23 protein-coding genes are annotated in these 13,346 nt (G+C 51.6%); 8 read left to right on the forward strand and 15 right to left on the reverse strand.

Features of this window, described 5'->3' with window-relative positions; all coding sequences use genetic code 11:
- From HMPREF2541_RS11325 to HMPREF2541_RS11395, 15 genes are all read right to left on the reverse strand, one after another.
- A partial coding sequence (locus tag HMPREF2541_RS11325) for a single-stranded DNA-binding protein (RefSeq protein WP_141744251.1) occupies positions 1–452 on the reverse strand: 452 nt, incomplete at its 3' end.
- Positions 446–1,090, reverse strand: coding sequence for a translocation protein TolB precursor (locus HMPREF2541_RS11330; protein ID WP_070543647.1), 645 nt, complete (start codon positions 1,088–1,090; stop codon positions 446–448). The genes HMPREF2541_RS11325 and HMPREF2541_RS11330, both read right to left, overlap by 7 nt.
- On the reverse strand, positions 1,090–1,977 hold the full coding sequence (locus HMPREF2541_RS11335; protein ID WP_070543649.1) for a recombinase RecT: 888 nt from the start codon (positions 1,975–1,977) through the stop codon (positions 1,090–1,092). Before HMPREF2541_RS11335 ends, HMPREF2541_RS11330 begins: the two co-directional genes overlap by 1 nt.
- A 15-nt stretch (positions 1,978–1,992) precedes the next feature.
- Positions 1,993–2,331, reverse strand: a complete 339-nt coding sequence (locus HMPREF2541_RS11340) for a hypothetical protein (RefSeq protein ID WP_070543652.1) — start codon at positions 2,329–2,331, stop codon at positions 1,993–1,995.
- Complete coding sequence (locus tag HMPREF2541_RS11345; RefSeq protein WP_070543655.1) at positions 2,328–2,585, reverse strand: hypothetical protein; 258 nt, start codon at positions 2,583–2,585, stop codon at positions 2,328–2,330. The genes HMPREF2541_RS11340 and HMPREF2541_RS11345 overlap by 4 nt, the downstream gene beginning before the upstream one ends.
- 9 nt (positions 2,586–2,594) lie before the next feature.
- Positions 2,595–2,834: a hypothetical protein gene (locus HMPREF2541_RS11350; protein WP_070543657.1), complete on the reverse strand. Its 240-nt coding sequence runs from the start codon at positions 2,832–2,834 to the stop codon at positions 2,595–2,597.
- A gap of 357 nt (positions 2,835–3,191) precedes the next feature.
- Positions 3,192–3,449: a hypothetical protein gene (locus HMPREF2541_RS11355; protein ID WP_070543659.1), complete on the reverse strand. Its 258-nt coding sequence runs from the start codon at positions 3,447–3,449 to the stop codon at positions 3,192–3,194.
- A gap of 48 nt (positions 3,450–3,497) precedes the next feature.
- The gene (locus tag HMPREF2541_RS11360) at positions 3,498–3,740 is read right to left on the reverse strand and encodes a hypothetical protein (RefSeq protein WP_070543661.1); all 243 of its coding nucleotides are present in this window, start codon (positions 3,738–3,740) and stop codon (positions 3,498–3,500) included.
- A gap of 16 nt (positions 3,741–3,756) precedes the next feature.
- Positions 3,757–4,047, reverse strand: coding sequence for a hypothetical protein (locus tag HMPREF2541_RS11365; RefSeq protein WP_070543663.1), 291 nt, complete (start codon positions 4,045–4,047; stop codon positions 3,757–3,759).
- A 598-nt stretch (positions 4,048–4,645) separates the two neighbouring features.
- Positions 4,646–5,110 (reverse strand): hypothetical protein, encoded by a 465-nt coding sequence (locus HMPREF2541_RS11370; RefSeq protein ID WP_070543664.1) that lies wholly within the window; start codon positions 5,108–5,110, stop codon positions 4,646–4,648.
- Positions 5,107–5,586, reverse strand: a complete 480-nt coding sequence (locus tag HMPREF2541_RS12510; protein WP_246824998.1) for a helix-turn-helix domain-containing protein — start codon at positions 5,584–5,586, stop codon at positions 5,107–5,109. The genes HMPREF2541_RS11370 and HMPREF2541_RS12510 overlap by 4 nt, the downstream gene beginning before the upstream one ends.
- Entirely contained in the window at positions 5,564–6,001 is a 438-nt protein-coding gene (locus tag HMPREF2541_RS11380) for a hypothetical protein (RefSeq protein WP_070543666.1), read from the reverse strand. Before HMPREF2541_RS11380 ends, HMPREF2541_RS12510 begins: the two co-directional genes overlap by 23 nt.
- A gap of 50 nt (positions 6,002–6,051) precedes the next feature.
- Positions 6,052–6,306, reverse strand: a complete 255-nt coding sequence (locus HMPREF2541_RS11385; RefSeq protein ID WP_070543668.1) for a hypothetical protein — start codon at positions 6,304–6,306, stop codon at positions 6,052–6,054.
- Positions 6,307–6,326: 20 nt separating this feature from the next.
- Positions 6,327–6,911: a hypothetical protein gene (locus tag HMPREF2541_RS11390; RefSeq protein WP_070543669.1), complete on the reverse strand. Its 585-nt coding sequence runs from the start codon at positions 6,909–6,911 to the stop codon at positions 6,327–6,329.
- A gap of 16 nt (positions 6,912–6,927) precedes the next feature.
- Entirely contained in the window at positions 6,928–7,710 is a 783-nt protein-coding gene (locus HMPREF2541_RS11395; protein ID WP_246824999.1) for a LexA family transcriptional regulator, read from the reverse strand.
- 97 nt (positions 7,711–7,807) lie between these two features.
- Here HMPREF2541_RS11395 and HMPREF2541_RS11745 point away from each other — a divergent pair, with 97 nt between their 5' ends.
- From HMPREF2541_RS11745 to HMPREF2541_RS11425, 8 genes are all read left to right on the forward strand, one after another.
- Positions 7,808–8,014 carry a Cro/CI family transcriptional regulator gene (locus HMPREF2541_RS11745; protein WP_083296828.1) on the forward strand — a complete coding sequence of 69 codons (207 nt, stop codon included), beginning with the start codon at positions 7,808–7,810 and terminating at the stop codon, positions 8,012–8,014.
- Between the two features lie 31 nt (positions 8,015–8,045).
- Positions 8,046–8,267 carry a hypothetical protein gene (locus HMPREF2541_RS11400; protein WP_083296829.1) on the forward strand — a complete coding sequence of 74 codons (222 nt, stop codon included), beginning with the start codon at positions 8,046–8,048 and terminating at the stop codon, positions 8,265–8,267.
- Positions 8,268–8,428: 161 nt separating this feature from the next.
- The gene (locus tag HMPREF2541_RS12300; protein WP_168161117.1) at positions 8,429–8,575 is read left to right on the forward strand and encodes a hypothetical protein; all 147 of its coding nucleotides are present in this window, start codon (positions 8,429–8,431) and stop codon (positions 8,573–8,575) included.
- Between the two features lie 240 nt (positions 8,576–8,815).
- A complete protein-coding gene (locus HMPREF2541_RS11410; protein ID WP_070543676.1) occupies positions 8,816–9,325 on the forward strand; it encodes a D-Ala-D-Ala carboxypeptidase family metallohydrolase in 510 nt (169 codons plus the stop codon).
- A 9-nt stretch (positions 9,326–9,334) separates the two neighbouring features.
- The gene (locus HMPREF2541_RS12305) at positions 9,335–9,484 is read left to right on the forward strand and encodes a hypothetical protein (RefSeq protein ID WP_168161118.1); all 150 of its coding nucleotides are present in this window, start codon (positions 9,335–9,337) and stop codon (positions 9,482–9,484) included.
- On the forward strand, positions 9,477–9,818 hold the full coding sequence (locus HMPREF2541_RS11415; protein ID WP_070543677.1) for a hypothetical protein: 342 nt from the start codon (positions 9,477–9,479) through the stop codon (positions 9,816–9,818). The genes HMPREF2541_RS12305 and HMPREF2541_RS11415 overlap by 8 nt, the downstream gene beginning before the upstream one ends.
- A 487-nt stretch (positions 9,819–10,305) precedes the next feature.
- A complete protein-coding gene (locus HMPREF2541_RS11760) occupies positions 10,306–11,289 on the forward strand; it encodes a hypothetical protein (RefSeq protein ID WP_083296832.1) in 984 nt (327 codons plus the stop codon).
- 230 nt (positions 11,290–11,519) lie between these two features.
- Positions 11,520–13,022, forward strand: a complete 1,503-nt coding sequence (locus HMPREF2541_RS11425) for a DASS family sodium-coupled anion symporter (protein WP_070543679.1) — start codon at positions 11,520–11,522, stop codon at positions 13,020–13,022.
- Positions 13,023–13,346: the final 324 nt, after the last annotated feature.

Consider the following 13,346-nt stretch of genomic DNA (forward strand, 5'->3'; position numbering starts at 1 on the left):
CACCTGGGCTTGTCCGGCTTATGTTTTTGCGGTTCATCTTGCGGCACAGCTTGCGGCGATGCTTGCCGTTTTACTGGCTGGGGCGTTGGCTGCGGTGTTGGTGTGTACTGCTCTGCCCCGCCGCTGGATTTGCTATCCAGCATCTTCATTTCGCTGGCGATGATGTCGAACGCGGTGCGCTCGATGCCGTCTTTGCCGGTGTATTTGCGGGATTGGATACGGCCTTCGATATACACTTGGCTGCCTTTCTTCAGGTATTGCGCGGCGATTTCGGCCAGCTTGCGGTATAGGGTTATCGCATGCCATTCCGTTCTCGTTTGCCGCTGGCCGTTTTTGTCTTTCCAGCTTTCATCTGTGGCGATAGAAAAGTTGCACACGGCCTCGCCGTTGGGTAGGTATCTACATTCAGGGTCGCGGCCTAGGCGGCCTATCAGGATTACTTTGTTCAGCATTGGGATTGCTCCTGCATGAGTTGTTGGTAGTATTCTTGGCAAACGTCCACACGCTCTTGAATGCGCTCGATGGCTTCAGGGTCTCGCTTGACGGTTACGGTGGTAACACGCCTGCGAAGCGGGATGCGCTCGATAGCATCAATCAGTTTTTCGGGGTCGCCGTATTGGCCGATAAGGTCTTCCGGGCAGGGGAACAGCCAAAAATCAATTTCCGCCTGTTCGCAGTCGAACAGCCACATATAGCCTTGCATCTGCCAGTCGTAGCCTGCTTCCTTGACTTTGCGTTCGGCTTCTTCGCGGAAGAACGGGTGGGTCTTAATATCCCAGCTGCATTTGGTGTCAATGATGAGGCGGTGCTTGGGGTCGTGAATGTCGCATTCGCCGCTGATGCAGCCGTTTTCTCGCCGCTCGGTATTTTTAGCGTATTGCCTGCCGCGTATCAGGCCGCTGCCTTGGATGGCGAACGGCTCCAATACGTTGCCCTTCTCGGTTTCCTTGCTGCCATCAAAGGCTGCCACGCCGAATAGCTCCTGCTTTGCCTGCTCGATAAGGTGGCTTTTGGCGGTCTGGGTCAGCCTGTCGTTTTTACTGCGCGGCAGGCCGATGATTTTGTGGATGGCGGAACAGCGGATAAGCATCACAAGCTCTCAATCTCTGCCCTCTGTTCGGGGGTCAGGTCGTAGTTGCCGTTCAGCACGCTCTCCACGCTGATTTCGCCGGTGCTGATGTTTTCTTTCAGGGTGGCAAACAAGGCATCATCCACCGGCAGCAGCATCACGGGGTCGGCTGGCTGGTTGTCGATATAGTCGAACTGCTCGCCAGTCACGTCTTTAATCACGCTCTGGTCGGACAGTACGGCCTTCTGCATATCGATGGACAGCGGGGCTTGTTTGGACAGCAGCAGTTTGGTTACTGTTTTGAGCGCCATCGCTTCGAAGTTGTCCGCCCATACGCCGTAGCCTTTTTTGAAAGACTGGCTGTATCTGCCGGCATGGGCGGCCACCTGTTCGCGGGTCATGTATAGTTCGGCGGTAAAGCCGTTGATGAGTTTGAAATAGGCGTAGTAACCGATGGGCTGCTCGTTTTCTGCCGGCTTTTGTTTCCAATCGAATTTGAAGCCGTTGATGGGGTCTTCCTCTATCAGCTGGGCTTCATACACGGGCAGGGATACCAGGCGCTCGAACTGGCCGCTGCGTTGGGCTAGCTGGATAAAGCCTTTGTAGCCAAGCTGGAACTGGGCTTCCACGCGCCCTTTGTTGCGGTAGGGAACGATATAGGCAAAGCCTAGGTTGTTGTTGATGGGCAGGTTCAGGGTGGCGGCCATCACGGCGGCGTTGAAAATGCTCATCGGCTCGGCATCTAGCAGCATGGGATTGCTGTTGGCTATCTGCATGGCGCTGGTGGCGAAGCTGGCGGCGTTTTTGTCCAGCAGTTCGCGCATCTTGGCCTGCACGGCTGGGGCTTGGAAAAAGTCTTTCAGGCGGTGTGCCTTTTGGGCGGGGGTTAGTTGGGTGTTTGCGGTCATGATTTGCTCCGGTGGTTATTGGATGGTCGGCGTTGGCGTTTCTTCGGCCAAGCTAAGTTCTACGGCTCTGTCGATGGCCTGTTCTATCAGTAAGACAGTTTTGTGTACTGCCAGCAGGAAATCGTCTTGGCTGTCGTCTTGGTCTGCGGCAATCCGGTAGGCATCTTCTACAATCGGCATGATGGTGTGCCGAACGGCGGGGATGGCTGTTTCTGCAAACAGCTTGCTCTCTTCGCTCTTCGGGTTGAGCTGGTAATGATGCAGGGCTGATGCTGCGATACCCGATGCCATACCTAATATGGCGTTGGCTTCTATTGGGTAGGTTTTTTCTAGCATGGATTGGGGTTTGCTCATTGTTGCACTCCAAAGTCTCTTCCAAATGTCATACTTAATAACTCTCTCAAATAATATGGAAGCGGCATATTCTGCGTTTCTATTTGGGCAAGGTCGCAAAGTCTGATAGTGTCGGCAGCCATTAATTCTTGGCCTTTCTGCTCTTTCAGCCATTGCTCGACTTGGCCTATACCATCCTTGTTGAGCCTTTCGAGTACCTCTTCCAGTTCAATCTCGACTTCTACGTTGGCATAAACTTCACGTTCGAAAATCATGGATGCCTCCTACTCTGCCGGCTCATACACCACGCCGCGCATGATTTCGCGGTCGTCCATCTCTTGATATTGCCGCGCCAGTTCGGCGGCCTCTTGTGAGGCTTGCTGGTCTAGCTTGGCTACCCGCTCGGCGGCGGTCTCTGTTTGGGTTGTCTGTAAATACTGGTCTTGGCTGTCTAGGGTAGGCATGGCGGTAAAGGCCGCGCCCATAAAAATAGCCGCTATCCAAGCGGCGATGCGGGTTTTCATTTTTTAATCCAATCTGTAAAAAAATCTGCTGTTTTTTGCTATGTCTGCCGGGATGTGTAAAAAATCTCGACTTTTGTTTATTGGTGCGGGCTTCGCACCCGCTCGGCGGTTTTGTCTCACCCAAACCGCTAAACCCTCCTGCCCCTCCTAGTCTGTTTAACGTGCTTCCTATCAGGCAGGAAATAGGCCTGGCACGGGCGTTCCCCATCCTAAGATGGGCGGCACACAGGGCGGCCATGCCTCTGTGCTGTGGATTGCAGGTGAGCGGTAGTTAGAGGTGGGATTCCCCGTGTAGGAGTTCAGCCGCCGCCTGCTGCCGGTGTTTTGCCCCACCGCCGGCTGGGGGTCTGTCGCCAATCAAGCAAATGTCATGTACTGTTTATGCGTGCCACCTAGCGCGCTCACTACGCGCTGCTTGGCTTGGTTTAGGCATTTATCTGCATCTTCGCCGGCTCTCACCGCAATGCTGAATTGGTCGCCGATATGGTTGCGAACATGCTCGAAATCTCCAGCCCTGTAGTAGTCGTGCTGGTCGATGTAGTCTTGTTTGTGCTCATCAAACACTCCCAGCACTTGCATAATCGTCCATGCTTTTTTGAGTTTGTTGATTCTCATGATGTTTCCTTTCTGATTTCAGATAGCCAGCCCACCGGCTGGCTGTGGCTATTGGTTGGCTGCTAAGCCGATGAACTGCTGTTCTTGTTCGCGCCGCTCTTCTTCGCGCTCTTCCTCTTCTTCGCGGATGATGCTGTCGGCTTTATCCATCATGTGTTTGATGATTGCATCCTGCATCTCTTGGCTTAGCTCGTCTAGGATTTCATCCAGCGTTGTGCCTTGGATAAGGTTGATGCCGCGCTGTAGCACCTTAATGGCGCGGCTGCACTTCCAATCTATATTGCTTTGCATAATGTTCTCCCTTGCGTTAGAAGCTGTTCCAGTATGCTTCGTTGAGGCACTCTTCGCGGTATTCGCGTTCGTCTTGCTCTCTTTCTTTCTCTACATCTTCGCGCTCTTTTTGGATGCGTTTTTCAGCCATCTCTAAAACGATTCTGCGTATTTCGTCCTGAGCTTGCAGGCTGATGCGGTGCATGATGTCATCCAAGATGCTGTCGGCTATGATTTCGTCCGCCGTGTCGGACACATAACTGTCATAGTCTAGGCTGCTTAAGTGGGCGGCTAGTTGGCTGTCGTGGTGTCTATCGATGTGTAACATGATTGCTCTCTTCCTTGGTTAAATTACCTAGTGCGCCACCCTGTACTGCGTTTTATCAGGACAGCCTTTTTTGCGCGCTGCGGTATGGGCTGCGCCCCGCAAAGGTGTGCATGCTTACTCGAGCGCATGAACACGCGAATTGCTGCAAGGTTCCCCTCGGCATGGGAACTCAAGGCGGCGCACTAGGTAATCTACAAACTTTTAATCAAGCCTCCTCCATGAAGAGGCTCTGTTAAAAATTCGTTTACCGTTGATAGGGGCGGCGGCTTCCTGGCCTGTCTGTCTTTTGCCCAAGTTCCCCTCCGGCCTGACTGCTGCTTCTTGAGGGTGGCGGTAAGCGGTGTTGCTTTGTTGGGGCACATATTACTAGCGGTTATATAACTAGTCAATACCGCAAGTAATATAATTAGCGGTAATTTTTACATCTATCTGATTAGTAGAATAAAAAATTAAGACAACCTCGGCGAAAGTCGGCAAAACTCAAGATTTCAACCAATAAAAAAAGCCGCGCATGGCGGCCACAGTCAGCTACTGGTTTACAGTTGGATGCGATTTGACGGGCAAAAGAAAAGCCCGCGCGGGGCGGGCTGGTGGAATGTTAGAAGCTGGTAGGTTTTAAAGTAGGGGATTCGTCTGCGAAACTTTGCATATCCATTATTTTAAGAGGCTGATTGCTCTCAATGAGAACATTATCGCCAACTCTTAATCTTGTATGAATAAGGTCTTGATTAGACACAGGGAAATTTAGCATGGTTTGCATTAAAACCCCATTCAAAGAATCGTGCCCCTCTGTATTCTCAGAAGCTTCAGGAACCATATCCAATGTCAACGTTACCTCTGTTTTATTGCGCAGAATATCAATATGAATCCGGGCTCCCGGCACAAAACCTTGGCAAGTTATTGGGATGTGATAAGTGATGCAGAGGCACAACTGCGGGATAACAGCCGTTTTCTCTGGAATAAGGTAAAAACCGGGACGCACGCCGATGAGGGAATATTTCAATTCACCGGCATGGCGGATGATTTCGTCGCAGTATTGGACGGCTAAGGTGGCAGTGGTCATGCTTTTTTCTCCAAGTATTCCCATTGGCGGTTAAAGGCATTTCTGACTTCGTCTACGCTCACTTCCAAAACAGCAGCCAATTTAGACAGGGTGTCAGTATGCAGAGAATATTGGTTATGCTCAATGCGTGAAAGATAGGATTGCTGAACCCCGGCTGCCTTTGCCAGCTCGCTTTGAGTGAACCCTTTTCTCAAGCGGAGGCTGACAATGGTTTCGCCGCCTATATCCTGCGCTAAACGGTCGGCTATTCTGCCGGCCACTCTATCCATTGCCGCCCTCCTGCGCGGATTGCTGCGAACGCGGTTCAGATACTTACCGGCTGACACGCAAGCAGAGACGGGGCGGCCGTTGATATAGCAGGCGGTTGGCATGGCAGAGGATGCCCTAGGCGTAGCCTCCGCCATCGGTGCAGCTACTGCAGCGACGATTAACACGCCGCATTGATACCATAATTTAGTAGATGTTTGCATAATCATTCCTTACCCTACACATCAACTTATGATTCGGCTGATAGTCAAAACAATCAAGAGATTTGTGGGCAACCGCTAAAATATGTAGGTGCCTACTTAAAGCGCCGTTCGGTTGTCGCTCATGCCGCACACAATAGAGGATTCTGTAAGGTATCACGGTCTCATCATCCAGCCGGATGCGCATAACCCTTATCTGCTGCTCCCATAATACCCCTATTCTTTTTACTGTTATCCCCAGCAAGCCAATGGGCGGGTCGTAGTCTCGATAAAACTTTTCATCTGCCAGATTGTCAAATAAATCAGGCTCTTCTTCTATCAATGCAATCACATGGTCAAGATAGGCAACGCCATCTTCATCATGCTGGGACAGGCGGTTTAAATCCTGCTCTGCATGGTCATGGATAAAAAGTTTTAGCGGCATATTATATCTTTTTAGTTATATAGTGCAATTACATTTACCTTACTGAAGCACTAATCCTCAATCAACCCCTGCGGCAACGTCCCGCCCTGCCACAACACCTCATAATCTCCTGCTTCGCCCGTAGCCTCGTCAAACTGCTGGGCTATCGCAATCGCTCCGGCCTTAGTCTCCGCCATCCTTCTTGCCCGGCTGATTGCCTGGTCTGCTGATGCGTACTGTATCGGCTGCTCGTTGAGCAGTTTGGTGGTGGTCTTGCCTTTTTTGACCTCGTAGGAAAAGGCTTGGGCTATGTAGATGGTTTTCATCGTTGGTTATCTCTCGTGGATTAATGGGGCAAACGGGATGCTCTAGCCAGCTCTCTCAATGCTACTTCCCATAGCATGACGGAGGTCTCATCAGTCGGGTTGTGATAAACATGCTCATCACTACGGTTCTGCACATTTGTGTAGATGATTCGGTCAATCACACCATCTGTGTTTTCATCTGCCATCAATACGTTATAAACAGTTTCCCTTCCATTTTCGCTTATGGCGTGAAAGTTGGTCTCAATAACAAATCCATTGGGAATCTGAGGATATTTAAATGCGGATACTGTAACTGTTTCTTTGCTTGCTGCCGTCCAAGTGGCTTCTAATTCTTTATTTTGCTGCAAGTAAGCAAAAACGGCTTGTGCATCCTGTGTCTTTAACCCATTCATAAACTGCTGAACTCGCTCAGAGTTTGATTTACTGTCCTGATCTGTTTCCGACGAAGCAATAGCAGGTAGGCGATTTTCGGCGGTTGGTTTGATAGTATTGGTAGGCTGCCGGTTATTGCCGACCAAGAAAAAGATAACCAACAACAATATTAAGATGAGGGCACAAGCAGCATATAGTAGATTTTTTTGTCTGTTCGATTCAGGTTTGCTCATTGTTTATCTCTCTGTTCTAAATATCCAAAAACTCCAACGGCAGCACTTTCCAAAGTTTGGCATGGATAGTGAGCTGGTCGAATTCTTCCGGGGAAATCTCAAAGTTTGTTCCCGAGTAGGCTGGGTTGTCGGAAGTAGCTTTAATCACGCCGTGTTTTCCACGTGCCAATCTTTTGATATAGCTGTACCCGTCTAGGGTGAAGAAATAAATACCGCTACCGTCGAATACGTTGGTATTGGTTTTTGCCAAAATGATACTTTTGCGCGGAATGGTGGGCTCCATACTGTCGCCATCCGGAGAAACCAGCTCCACGTTATTCAGGTTGGTTGTTCCCAATAATTGCAACAGGGCGGCATCGGGAATTTCAATAGAGCGGAGCAGGGATGGGTATTCAGGATTGACTACCCCTTGCCCGCAAGAGCCGGCAACATCCATCAGTTGCAGGGTGGTGGTTTCTGCTAGCGCATCCTCTCCCATCGCTTTCAGCTTCTCTACATCAATGCCGATAGACATCATATTAATTTCTTTAGCTAAACGATGGCTGAAATCGGAAACAGGAACTTGCAGCAACTGGGCAAACCTGCTGGCAGCGGAGGCGTTGAGTGCATTTTTGCCATTCAGATAGTGATTGACCGCGCTTTGCGAAATGCCGAGCGCATCGGCTACCGCTGCCTGAGATAACCCCAATTCCCCCTTTTTTTTCTGAAAAATACTTTTTAATTCAGCACATTCAAACTGCTCTTCTTGCGTTAGCACGCGTTTCTTTACAGCCATATTGCCTCCTTGGTTGGGAAACATATTATTACCAACAGTAATCAAAATCAAACAACCGCAGGTATTGACATTACAATAACCTGCGGTTATATTTAGCTATGGTTTTGAACTGGAGTGTTTTATGGAAAAAGTCCCGTTGCTTGAATATGCGAGAAAAAACGGACAGCACCGTACGGCTAAAGATTTAAAAATTTCCCAAGGTGCTGTTAGTAAAGCGATTAGTTCTGGAAGGAATATTTTTGTATATCAAAAAAACGGCAAATTGTTTGCCGAGGAAATCCGGGCATTCCCTGTGGCACGCCATGACGGCAGAAAGTTGGCTGAATAGGGGCGCAAATATTTTTGAGAAAGGAAAGAAGATGAAAGAAAACCTGGAACTTAAAGTTGTGTTGAGAGCGAAAGCGGATATCCAAGATGCTGCCGGATTATCCAAAGAAGACAAGGAGACGCTGAAATTTGTGGCTCGGGAACTTGCTTGGAAAATGGACACTTGCCCCGGTTGTCTCGGCGCAACCGTTAAAGAACTTGAGAACGAGCTGCGCCGGATTAATGCACTGCCAACTATAGATCAAACGTCCTAATCCCGACAGATCCTGGCGGATTACGTCTGTCGTCTTCTTCTAGGATTTTTTCGGCTACGTTGAACAGATATTCAACCTGTTTATTTAGTGTTTCATGAAATTCCCTGCCGGACAGCAAAGTCGCGGCGAGCTGGAGAGATTCTAAATGAGTAAGGCGAGCCATGATTTTACCTTTCGTGGTCGGTTGTTGGGGAACGCCCAATATGACACCGGAGCAGATAGAGCAGCAGATTGTATTGGGCATCAGCAAGAATATGATTGACGATACCAGCGCCGGCCAACTCAACCGGATGCTGTTCGGCCAATAAACGTAACCGATTAGAAGTTTGCCACAATACCTCCGTTATTAAGCGGAGGTATTTTTATGGCCGGCGGCGGCAAACTCTTGCTGCCCGTGATGCGCTTTGGCGGCAACACCATTGGACGGAAATCATGTTCAACGTAGCAGCTGCATCTTACTTCGTGATGCGTTCGCGCCGCATTCACTTGCTGGCGGGGATATTGCAGCGCAAAGGCAAAGGCTACCTGAAAGAGAGAAGGGAAACGAGATGACACCGGAAACCAAAATCACAGAACACTTTACCTATCGAGAACTGACCAACAGCGCCACCGGCAGGCGGCTCGGGCTGGAGAACAAGCCGAACGAGCAGGAGCTGGGGAACATCAAAAAGACTGCCGAACGCTTGGAGAAAATCCGCGCATGGCTGGGCAAGAAGTACGGGCGCGAAGTGAGCATCCACGTTTTATCCTGCTTCCGCAGCGCAGCGGTAAACGGCGCGGTGGGCGGCTCGAAAACTTCAGCGCACCGCTTCGGCTCGGCGGCTGATATTGATGCGGCCGGTATCAGTAATCTGCAACTGGCACGCGATATTATCCAAATGCGCGATGCCGGGGAAATCACATTTGACCAGCTGATTTACGAATTCCCGGAACGCGGCGAAAGCGGCTGGGTGCATTTCGGCTGCCGCCACAATTCAGCTGAGCGCAATCAAATCCTAACCGCCACCAAGCGCGGCAACGGCGGCAAAACGCAGTATCTGTTTGGGCTGCATCCGTAAGGGCTAATCATGCAAAGCCCTAGAGAATGGCTGATGGATAGGATTGCCGAATGGCAGGCTAAATCCAAAGAAGCCAGCAACAATGCAGATTTGCCAGCGTTTGAATTTGCGGAGCGTGAGATAAAAAACTATCAGGAAATGTTGAGACGCTATGAGTGAGCTATTGAAATATTGGAAACCGCTTGCCATTGCCGCGCTGTTGGCGGCGGTGGTGGGCGGGGAATATTGGTATGGCAGGCAACGCTATCAGGCGGGCTACGATGCGGCCACGGCTGATATTACCGCCAAGATGCTAGAGCAGCATCAGCAGCAGCAAAAAGCCGCCCGTGCGGCCAGCGTGGAATATCAACAAGGGAAGTCCGAACGGGACGAGAAAGTGAGAGTGCAGCGTGAAGTGGTACAAAAAATTATCGAGCGGCCTGTGTATATTGACGATTGCACTGATGCAAGCGGGGTGTCAGTCCTCAACGCCGCCATTGCCGAACGCCGTTGAACTGCCGGCTGATTTGGCTACCCCATGCCCAAGGCTGCCTGAATTATCTGGCACAACGGGCAAGGTGATGCTGCCGTGGGCGCTGGAGGTGGTGCATCTGTATAACGACTGCGCCGCCCGGCATGACGGGCTGATTAAGGCATGGCCAAGGTAGGAAATCCGTTCCGCAAAAAATTTCCAGCCTTTGATTTTGTTGGATAAAAATCAGCTTCAAACACAACGATTGCGGAACGGAAATATAACAGAAAGCATTATAAATGCTTGATTTGTGATGTTCTATGAAATAATATCGTCTGTTACGTTTTCAGGTAGCCTCACGGCGAGCAATGAAAGGCTACCTGAAACAGTCAATATAGTGGATTAACAAAAATCAGGACAAGGCGGCCGAGCCGCAGACAGTACAAATAGTACGGCAAGGCGAGGCAACGCTGTACTGGTTTAAGTTAAATTCACTATACCAAGCAAACCTCTCCTCGGAAAAACCATCATGACCCAAGCGCAAGATAACCTGGTTTTCACCCTCAACGACGACACCTCCTCCCCGCAATCCACCGCATCAGACACCGAAGATTGGGAAAAAGGCCTGGAACGCCTGCAACAAAAACGCCGCCATCTGGCCAAACAGGCACAACAACCGCCTGCCGCCCAATCCAACCGCCACCCTTCGGCCGCCTTCCTATACGACACCTTGGTGGCCGAGGCCAACCCAACGCCTGCCCCGGCCGCCGCCCCTACTGCCGAACCCCGCACCGCACCGCTTCACACCCTCGCGTCTGTGGCCGTGGTCGAACCTGCCGCACAAACCGCCAGCACCGGCACGCGCCCCAGCGCACTCAGCGGCAGCCGCCACCGCCGCCTGAATCTGGACGAACAAAAACAGGCCTATCAAGCCTATCTCCAACATTGGCAGCAACAGCACAACCTGCAAACCGCCAGCTCCGAAGCCGAGCTGAATAATCCGCAAATCCTGTTTCAAGAAGACTGGCTGGCCGCCCAAAACTCCCTGCGCGTCGGCCATGACGAGCCCGTGGTCGAGCAGGCCACCGTATGGCTGGGCGGCGCACAACCCACGGTAACGCCCGATCAAGACATAGCCGAACAAATCGAAGCCGCCGCCGAGGCGGCCGCACAGCCCGAATACGATGCCCAAGCCGAGCCCGGCAACGCTGCGCTAGCCGCCGCTGCCGAAAAAGTGGTGTTGCTCAATGCCTATGCCCTGCCCGGCAATCTGCAACACAAAATACTCTGCCTAAGCGAGCAAGTCCTGCTCGAACGCCTGGCCGAAAAACTGCGCCCGCATCTGGCCGATGCCGTATCCGGCATGGTGAAAACCGCGCTTCAGCGGCAAACCGCGCTGATGGTGCAGAATATGCAGCAGGCTTTCCTAGATGAAGTGCCCCGCCTAGTGGACGACGTACTGGCCTACAACCTCGCCCGCGCCCTGGCTGCCGTGAAAAAAGAGCAGCTATAACAGCCAACCCCCGAATCAAGGCTACCTGAAAATCCCCACCGATTTTCAGGTAGCCTTTGCCATTTTGCGCCGCCTCGATGCCTCCGCATTCATATCATTTCAACAATTCATTGTATTCACGATAAATTTTAGCAAAGTAAATTCCTTCTATTTACGTAAAAAACTGCTAAAATGCGCTAGACAATTCATTGGTTGCAGTACTTTCATCAATTTGAATTAAGGAGTAGGAAATGGACAACAAACTCGGGTTTAAACCCATACCAATGGCGGTGGCCGTTGCGCTGACGCTGTTGATTTGGTTTGTCATTCCCGTGCCGCAGGGCGTTACCCCCAATGCCTGGCATCTGTTGGCGCTGTTTGTGGGCGTGATTGCCGCCATTATCGGCAAAGCCATGCCCATCGGCGCGCTGTCGATTCTCGCCATTATGCTGGTGGCCATTACCAAGGTAACCGTGCCCGAGCTTGATCCCGAAGGCAACCCGATCAAAAATCCGGCCACCGTGGCCATTAAAGACGCGCTGAGCTCCTTCGGCGACCCGCTGATTTGGCTCATCGGTATTTCCATCATGATTTCGCGCGGCATCCTGAAAACCGGGCTGGGCTCGCGTATCGGCTACTACTTTATCTCCTTGTTCGGCAAGAAAACCCTGGGCATCGGCTACAGCCTGGCCATTTCCGAGCTGATTCTTGCTCCGGTAACGCCCAGTAATACTGCGCGCGGCGGCGGCATCATCCACCCGATTATGAAATCCATTGCGGGCAGCTTCGATTCCGACCCGGAAAAAGGCACGCAAAGCCGCATCGGCAAATACCTGGCCTTGGTAAACTACCACAGCAACCCGATTACCTCTGCCATGTTCATCACTGCCACCGCGCCCAACCCGCTGATCGTGGATCTGATTGCCAAAGCCACCAACTCCGATATCCATCTGAGCTGGGGCACTTGGGCTGTTGCTATGCTTGTGCCCGGTTTGGCAGCCATGTTCCTGATGCCGCTGGTGCTGTATCTATTCTTCCCGCCCGAAATCAAAGAAACCCCGAACGCTTCTCAGTTTGCCAAAGACAAGCTGCAAGAACTGGGCCCGATGAACCGCGGCGAGAAAATCATGCTGGCGATTTTTGCCATCCTGCTGCTGCTGTGGGCAGGCATTCCGGCCATGATTTTCGGCAAAGCCTACGCCGTCAACCCCACCACTACCGCCTTCCTCGGCCTCTCCCTGCTGCTGCTCAGCGGCGTGCTCACTTGGCAGGATGTCCTGACTGAAAAAGGCGCGTGGGACACCGTTACCTGGTTCTCCGCCCTGGTGATGATGGCAACCTTCCTCAACAAACTCGGTCTGATTGCCTGGCTCTCCAAACTCTTGGAAAGCGGCATCGGCGGCATGGGCATGGGCTGGGTTGGCGCGGTAACCCTGCTGCTTCTGGCCTACATGTATGCTCACTACATCTTCGCCAGCACCACCGCCCACATCACCGCCATGCTCAGCGCCTTCTATGCCGCCGGCCTGGCTCTGGGTGCGCCCCCCATGCTCTACGCCCTGCTGCTGGCCTCCTCTTCCAGCATCATGATGACCCTTACCCACTACGCCACCGGCACTTCGCCCGTGATTTTCGGTTCCGGCTACACCACCTTGGGCGAATGGTGGAAAGCAGGCTTCATCATGAGCGTGGTCAACCTCGCCGTCTTCGTGATTATCGGCGGCGTTTGGTGGAAAGTGATGGGTTACTGGTAAACCCGAAGTGTTACGCCGGTAACGTTGAAGCATAACGGAAGGCTACCTGAAAATGAGCGAAGCGGATTTCTGCGAAGCTAAAGTTTCAGGTAGCCTTTTTATAGTCGATCAACAATGCACAACGTAGATCGATACGTAGTGGCTTGAGCAATCGGCATGGCAGTTAGCCCGTGCTGTTTCGAAAGCCGTAGGTCGGACTCTCGAATCCGATATTTCCAGCATAACGTTTTGTCGGATACCAGTATCCGACCCACGGTTTAGTGCCAAATTAAAGGCTACCTGAAAATCCTTGGGGCTGTCCTAGATAACTAGGTTAGACTATCC

This window comes from Eikenella sp. HMSC061C02, from assembly GCF_001809035.1.
Taxonomy (GTDB): Bacteria; Pseudomonadota; Gammaproteobacteria; order Burkholderiales; family Neisseriaceae; genus Eikenella; species Eikenella corrodens.

Coding starts and splice junctions, on each gene's coding strand:
- HMPREF2541_RS11400 (WP_083296829.1), top strand. CDS start 8,046: ATGAAAGAAAACCTGGAACTTAAAGTTGTGTTGAGAGCGAAAGCGGAT.
- HMPREF2541_RS11365 (WP_070543663.1), bottom strand. CDS start 4,047: ATGTTACACATCGATAGACACCACGACAGCCAACTAGCCGCCCACTTA.
- HMPREF2541_RS11385 (WP_070543668.1), bottom strand. CDS start 6,306: ATGAAAACCATCTACATAGCCCAAGCCTTTTCCTACGAGGTCAAAAAA.
- HMPREF2541_RS11390 (WP_070543669.1), bottom strand. CDS start 6,911: ATGAGCAAACCTGAATCGAACAGACAAAAAAATCTACTATATGCTGCT.
- HMPREF2541_RS11760 (WP_083296832.1), top strand. CDS start 10,306: ATGACCCAAGCGCAAGATAACCTGGTTTTCACCCTCAACGACGACACC.
- HMPREF2541_RS11395 (WP_246824999.1), bottom strand. CDS start 7,710: ATGTTTCCCAACCAAGGAGGCAATATGGCTGTAAAGAAACGCGTGCTA.
- HMPREF2541_RS11745 (WP_083296828.1), top strand. CDS start 7,808: ATGGAAAAAGTCCCGTTGCTTGAATATGCGAGAAAAAACGGACAGCAC.
- HMPREF2541_RS11340 (WP_070543652.1), bottom strand. CDS start 2,331: ATGAGCAAACCCCAATCCATGCTAGAAAAAACCTACCCAATAGAAGCC.
- HMPREF2541_RS11380 (WP_070543666.1), bottom strand. CDS start 6,001: ATGCCGCTAAAACTTTTTATCCATGACCATGCAGAGCAGGATTTAAAC.
- HMPREF2541_RS11330 (WP_070543647.1), bottom strand. CDS start 1,090: ATGCTTATCCGCTGTTCCGCCATCCACAAAATCATCGGCCTGCCGCGC.
- HMPREF2541_RS11355 (WP_070543659.1), bottom strand. CDS start 3,449: ATGAGAATCAACAAACTCAAAAAAGCATGGACGATTATGCAAGTGCTG.
- HMPREF2541_RS11370 (WP_070543664.1), bottom strand. CDS start 5,110: ATGACCACTGCCACCTTAGCCGTCCAATACTGCGACGAAATCATCCGC.
- HMPREF2541_RS11345 (WP_070543655.1), bottom strand. CDS start 2,585: ATGATTTTCGAACGTGAAGTTTATGCCAACGTAGAAGTCGAGATTGAA.
- HMPREF2541_RS12510 (WP_246824998.1), bottom strand. CDS start 5,586: ATGATTATGCAAACATCTACTAAATTATGGTATCAATGCGGCGTGTTA.
- HMPREF2541_RS11350 (WP_070543657.1), bottom strand. CDS start 2,834: ATGAAAACCCGCATCGCCGCTTGGATAGCGGCTATTTTTATGGGCGCG.
- HMPREF2541_RS11410 (WP_070543676.1), top strand. CDS start 8,816: ATGACACCGGAAACCAAAATCACAGAACACTTTACCTATCGAGAACTG.
- HMPREF2541_RS11415 (WP_070543677.1), top strand. CDS start 9,477: ATGAGTGAGCTATTGAAATATTGGAAACCGCTTGCCATTGCCGCGCTG.
- HMPREF2541_RS12300 (WP_168161117.1), top strand. CDS start 8,429: ATGATTTTACCTTTCGTGGTCGGTTGTTGGGGAACGCCCAATATGACA.
- HMPREF2541_RS11335 (WP_070543649.1), bottom strand. CDS start 1,977: ATGACCGCAAACACCCAACTAACCCCCGCCCAAAAGGCACACCGCCTG.
- HMPREF2541_RS11360 (WP_070543661.1), bottom strand. CDS start 3,740: ATGCAAAGCAATATAGATTGGAAGTGCAGCCGCGCCATTAAGGTGCTA.
- HMPREF2541_RS12305 (WP_168161118.1), top strand. CDS start 9,335: ATGCAAAGCCCTAGAGAATGGCTGATGGATAGGATTGCCGAATGGCAG.
- HMPREF2541_RS11425 (WP_070543679.1), top strand. CDS start 11,520: ATGGACAACAAACTCGGGTTTAAACCCATACCAATGGCGGTGGCCGTT.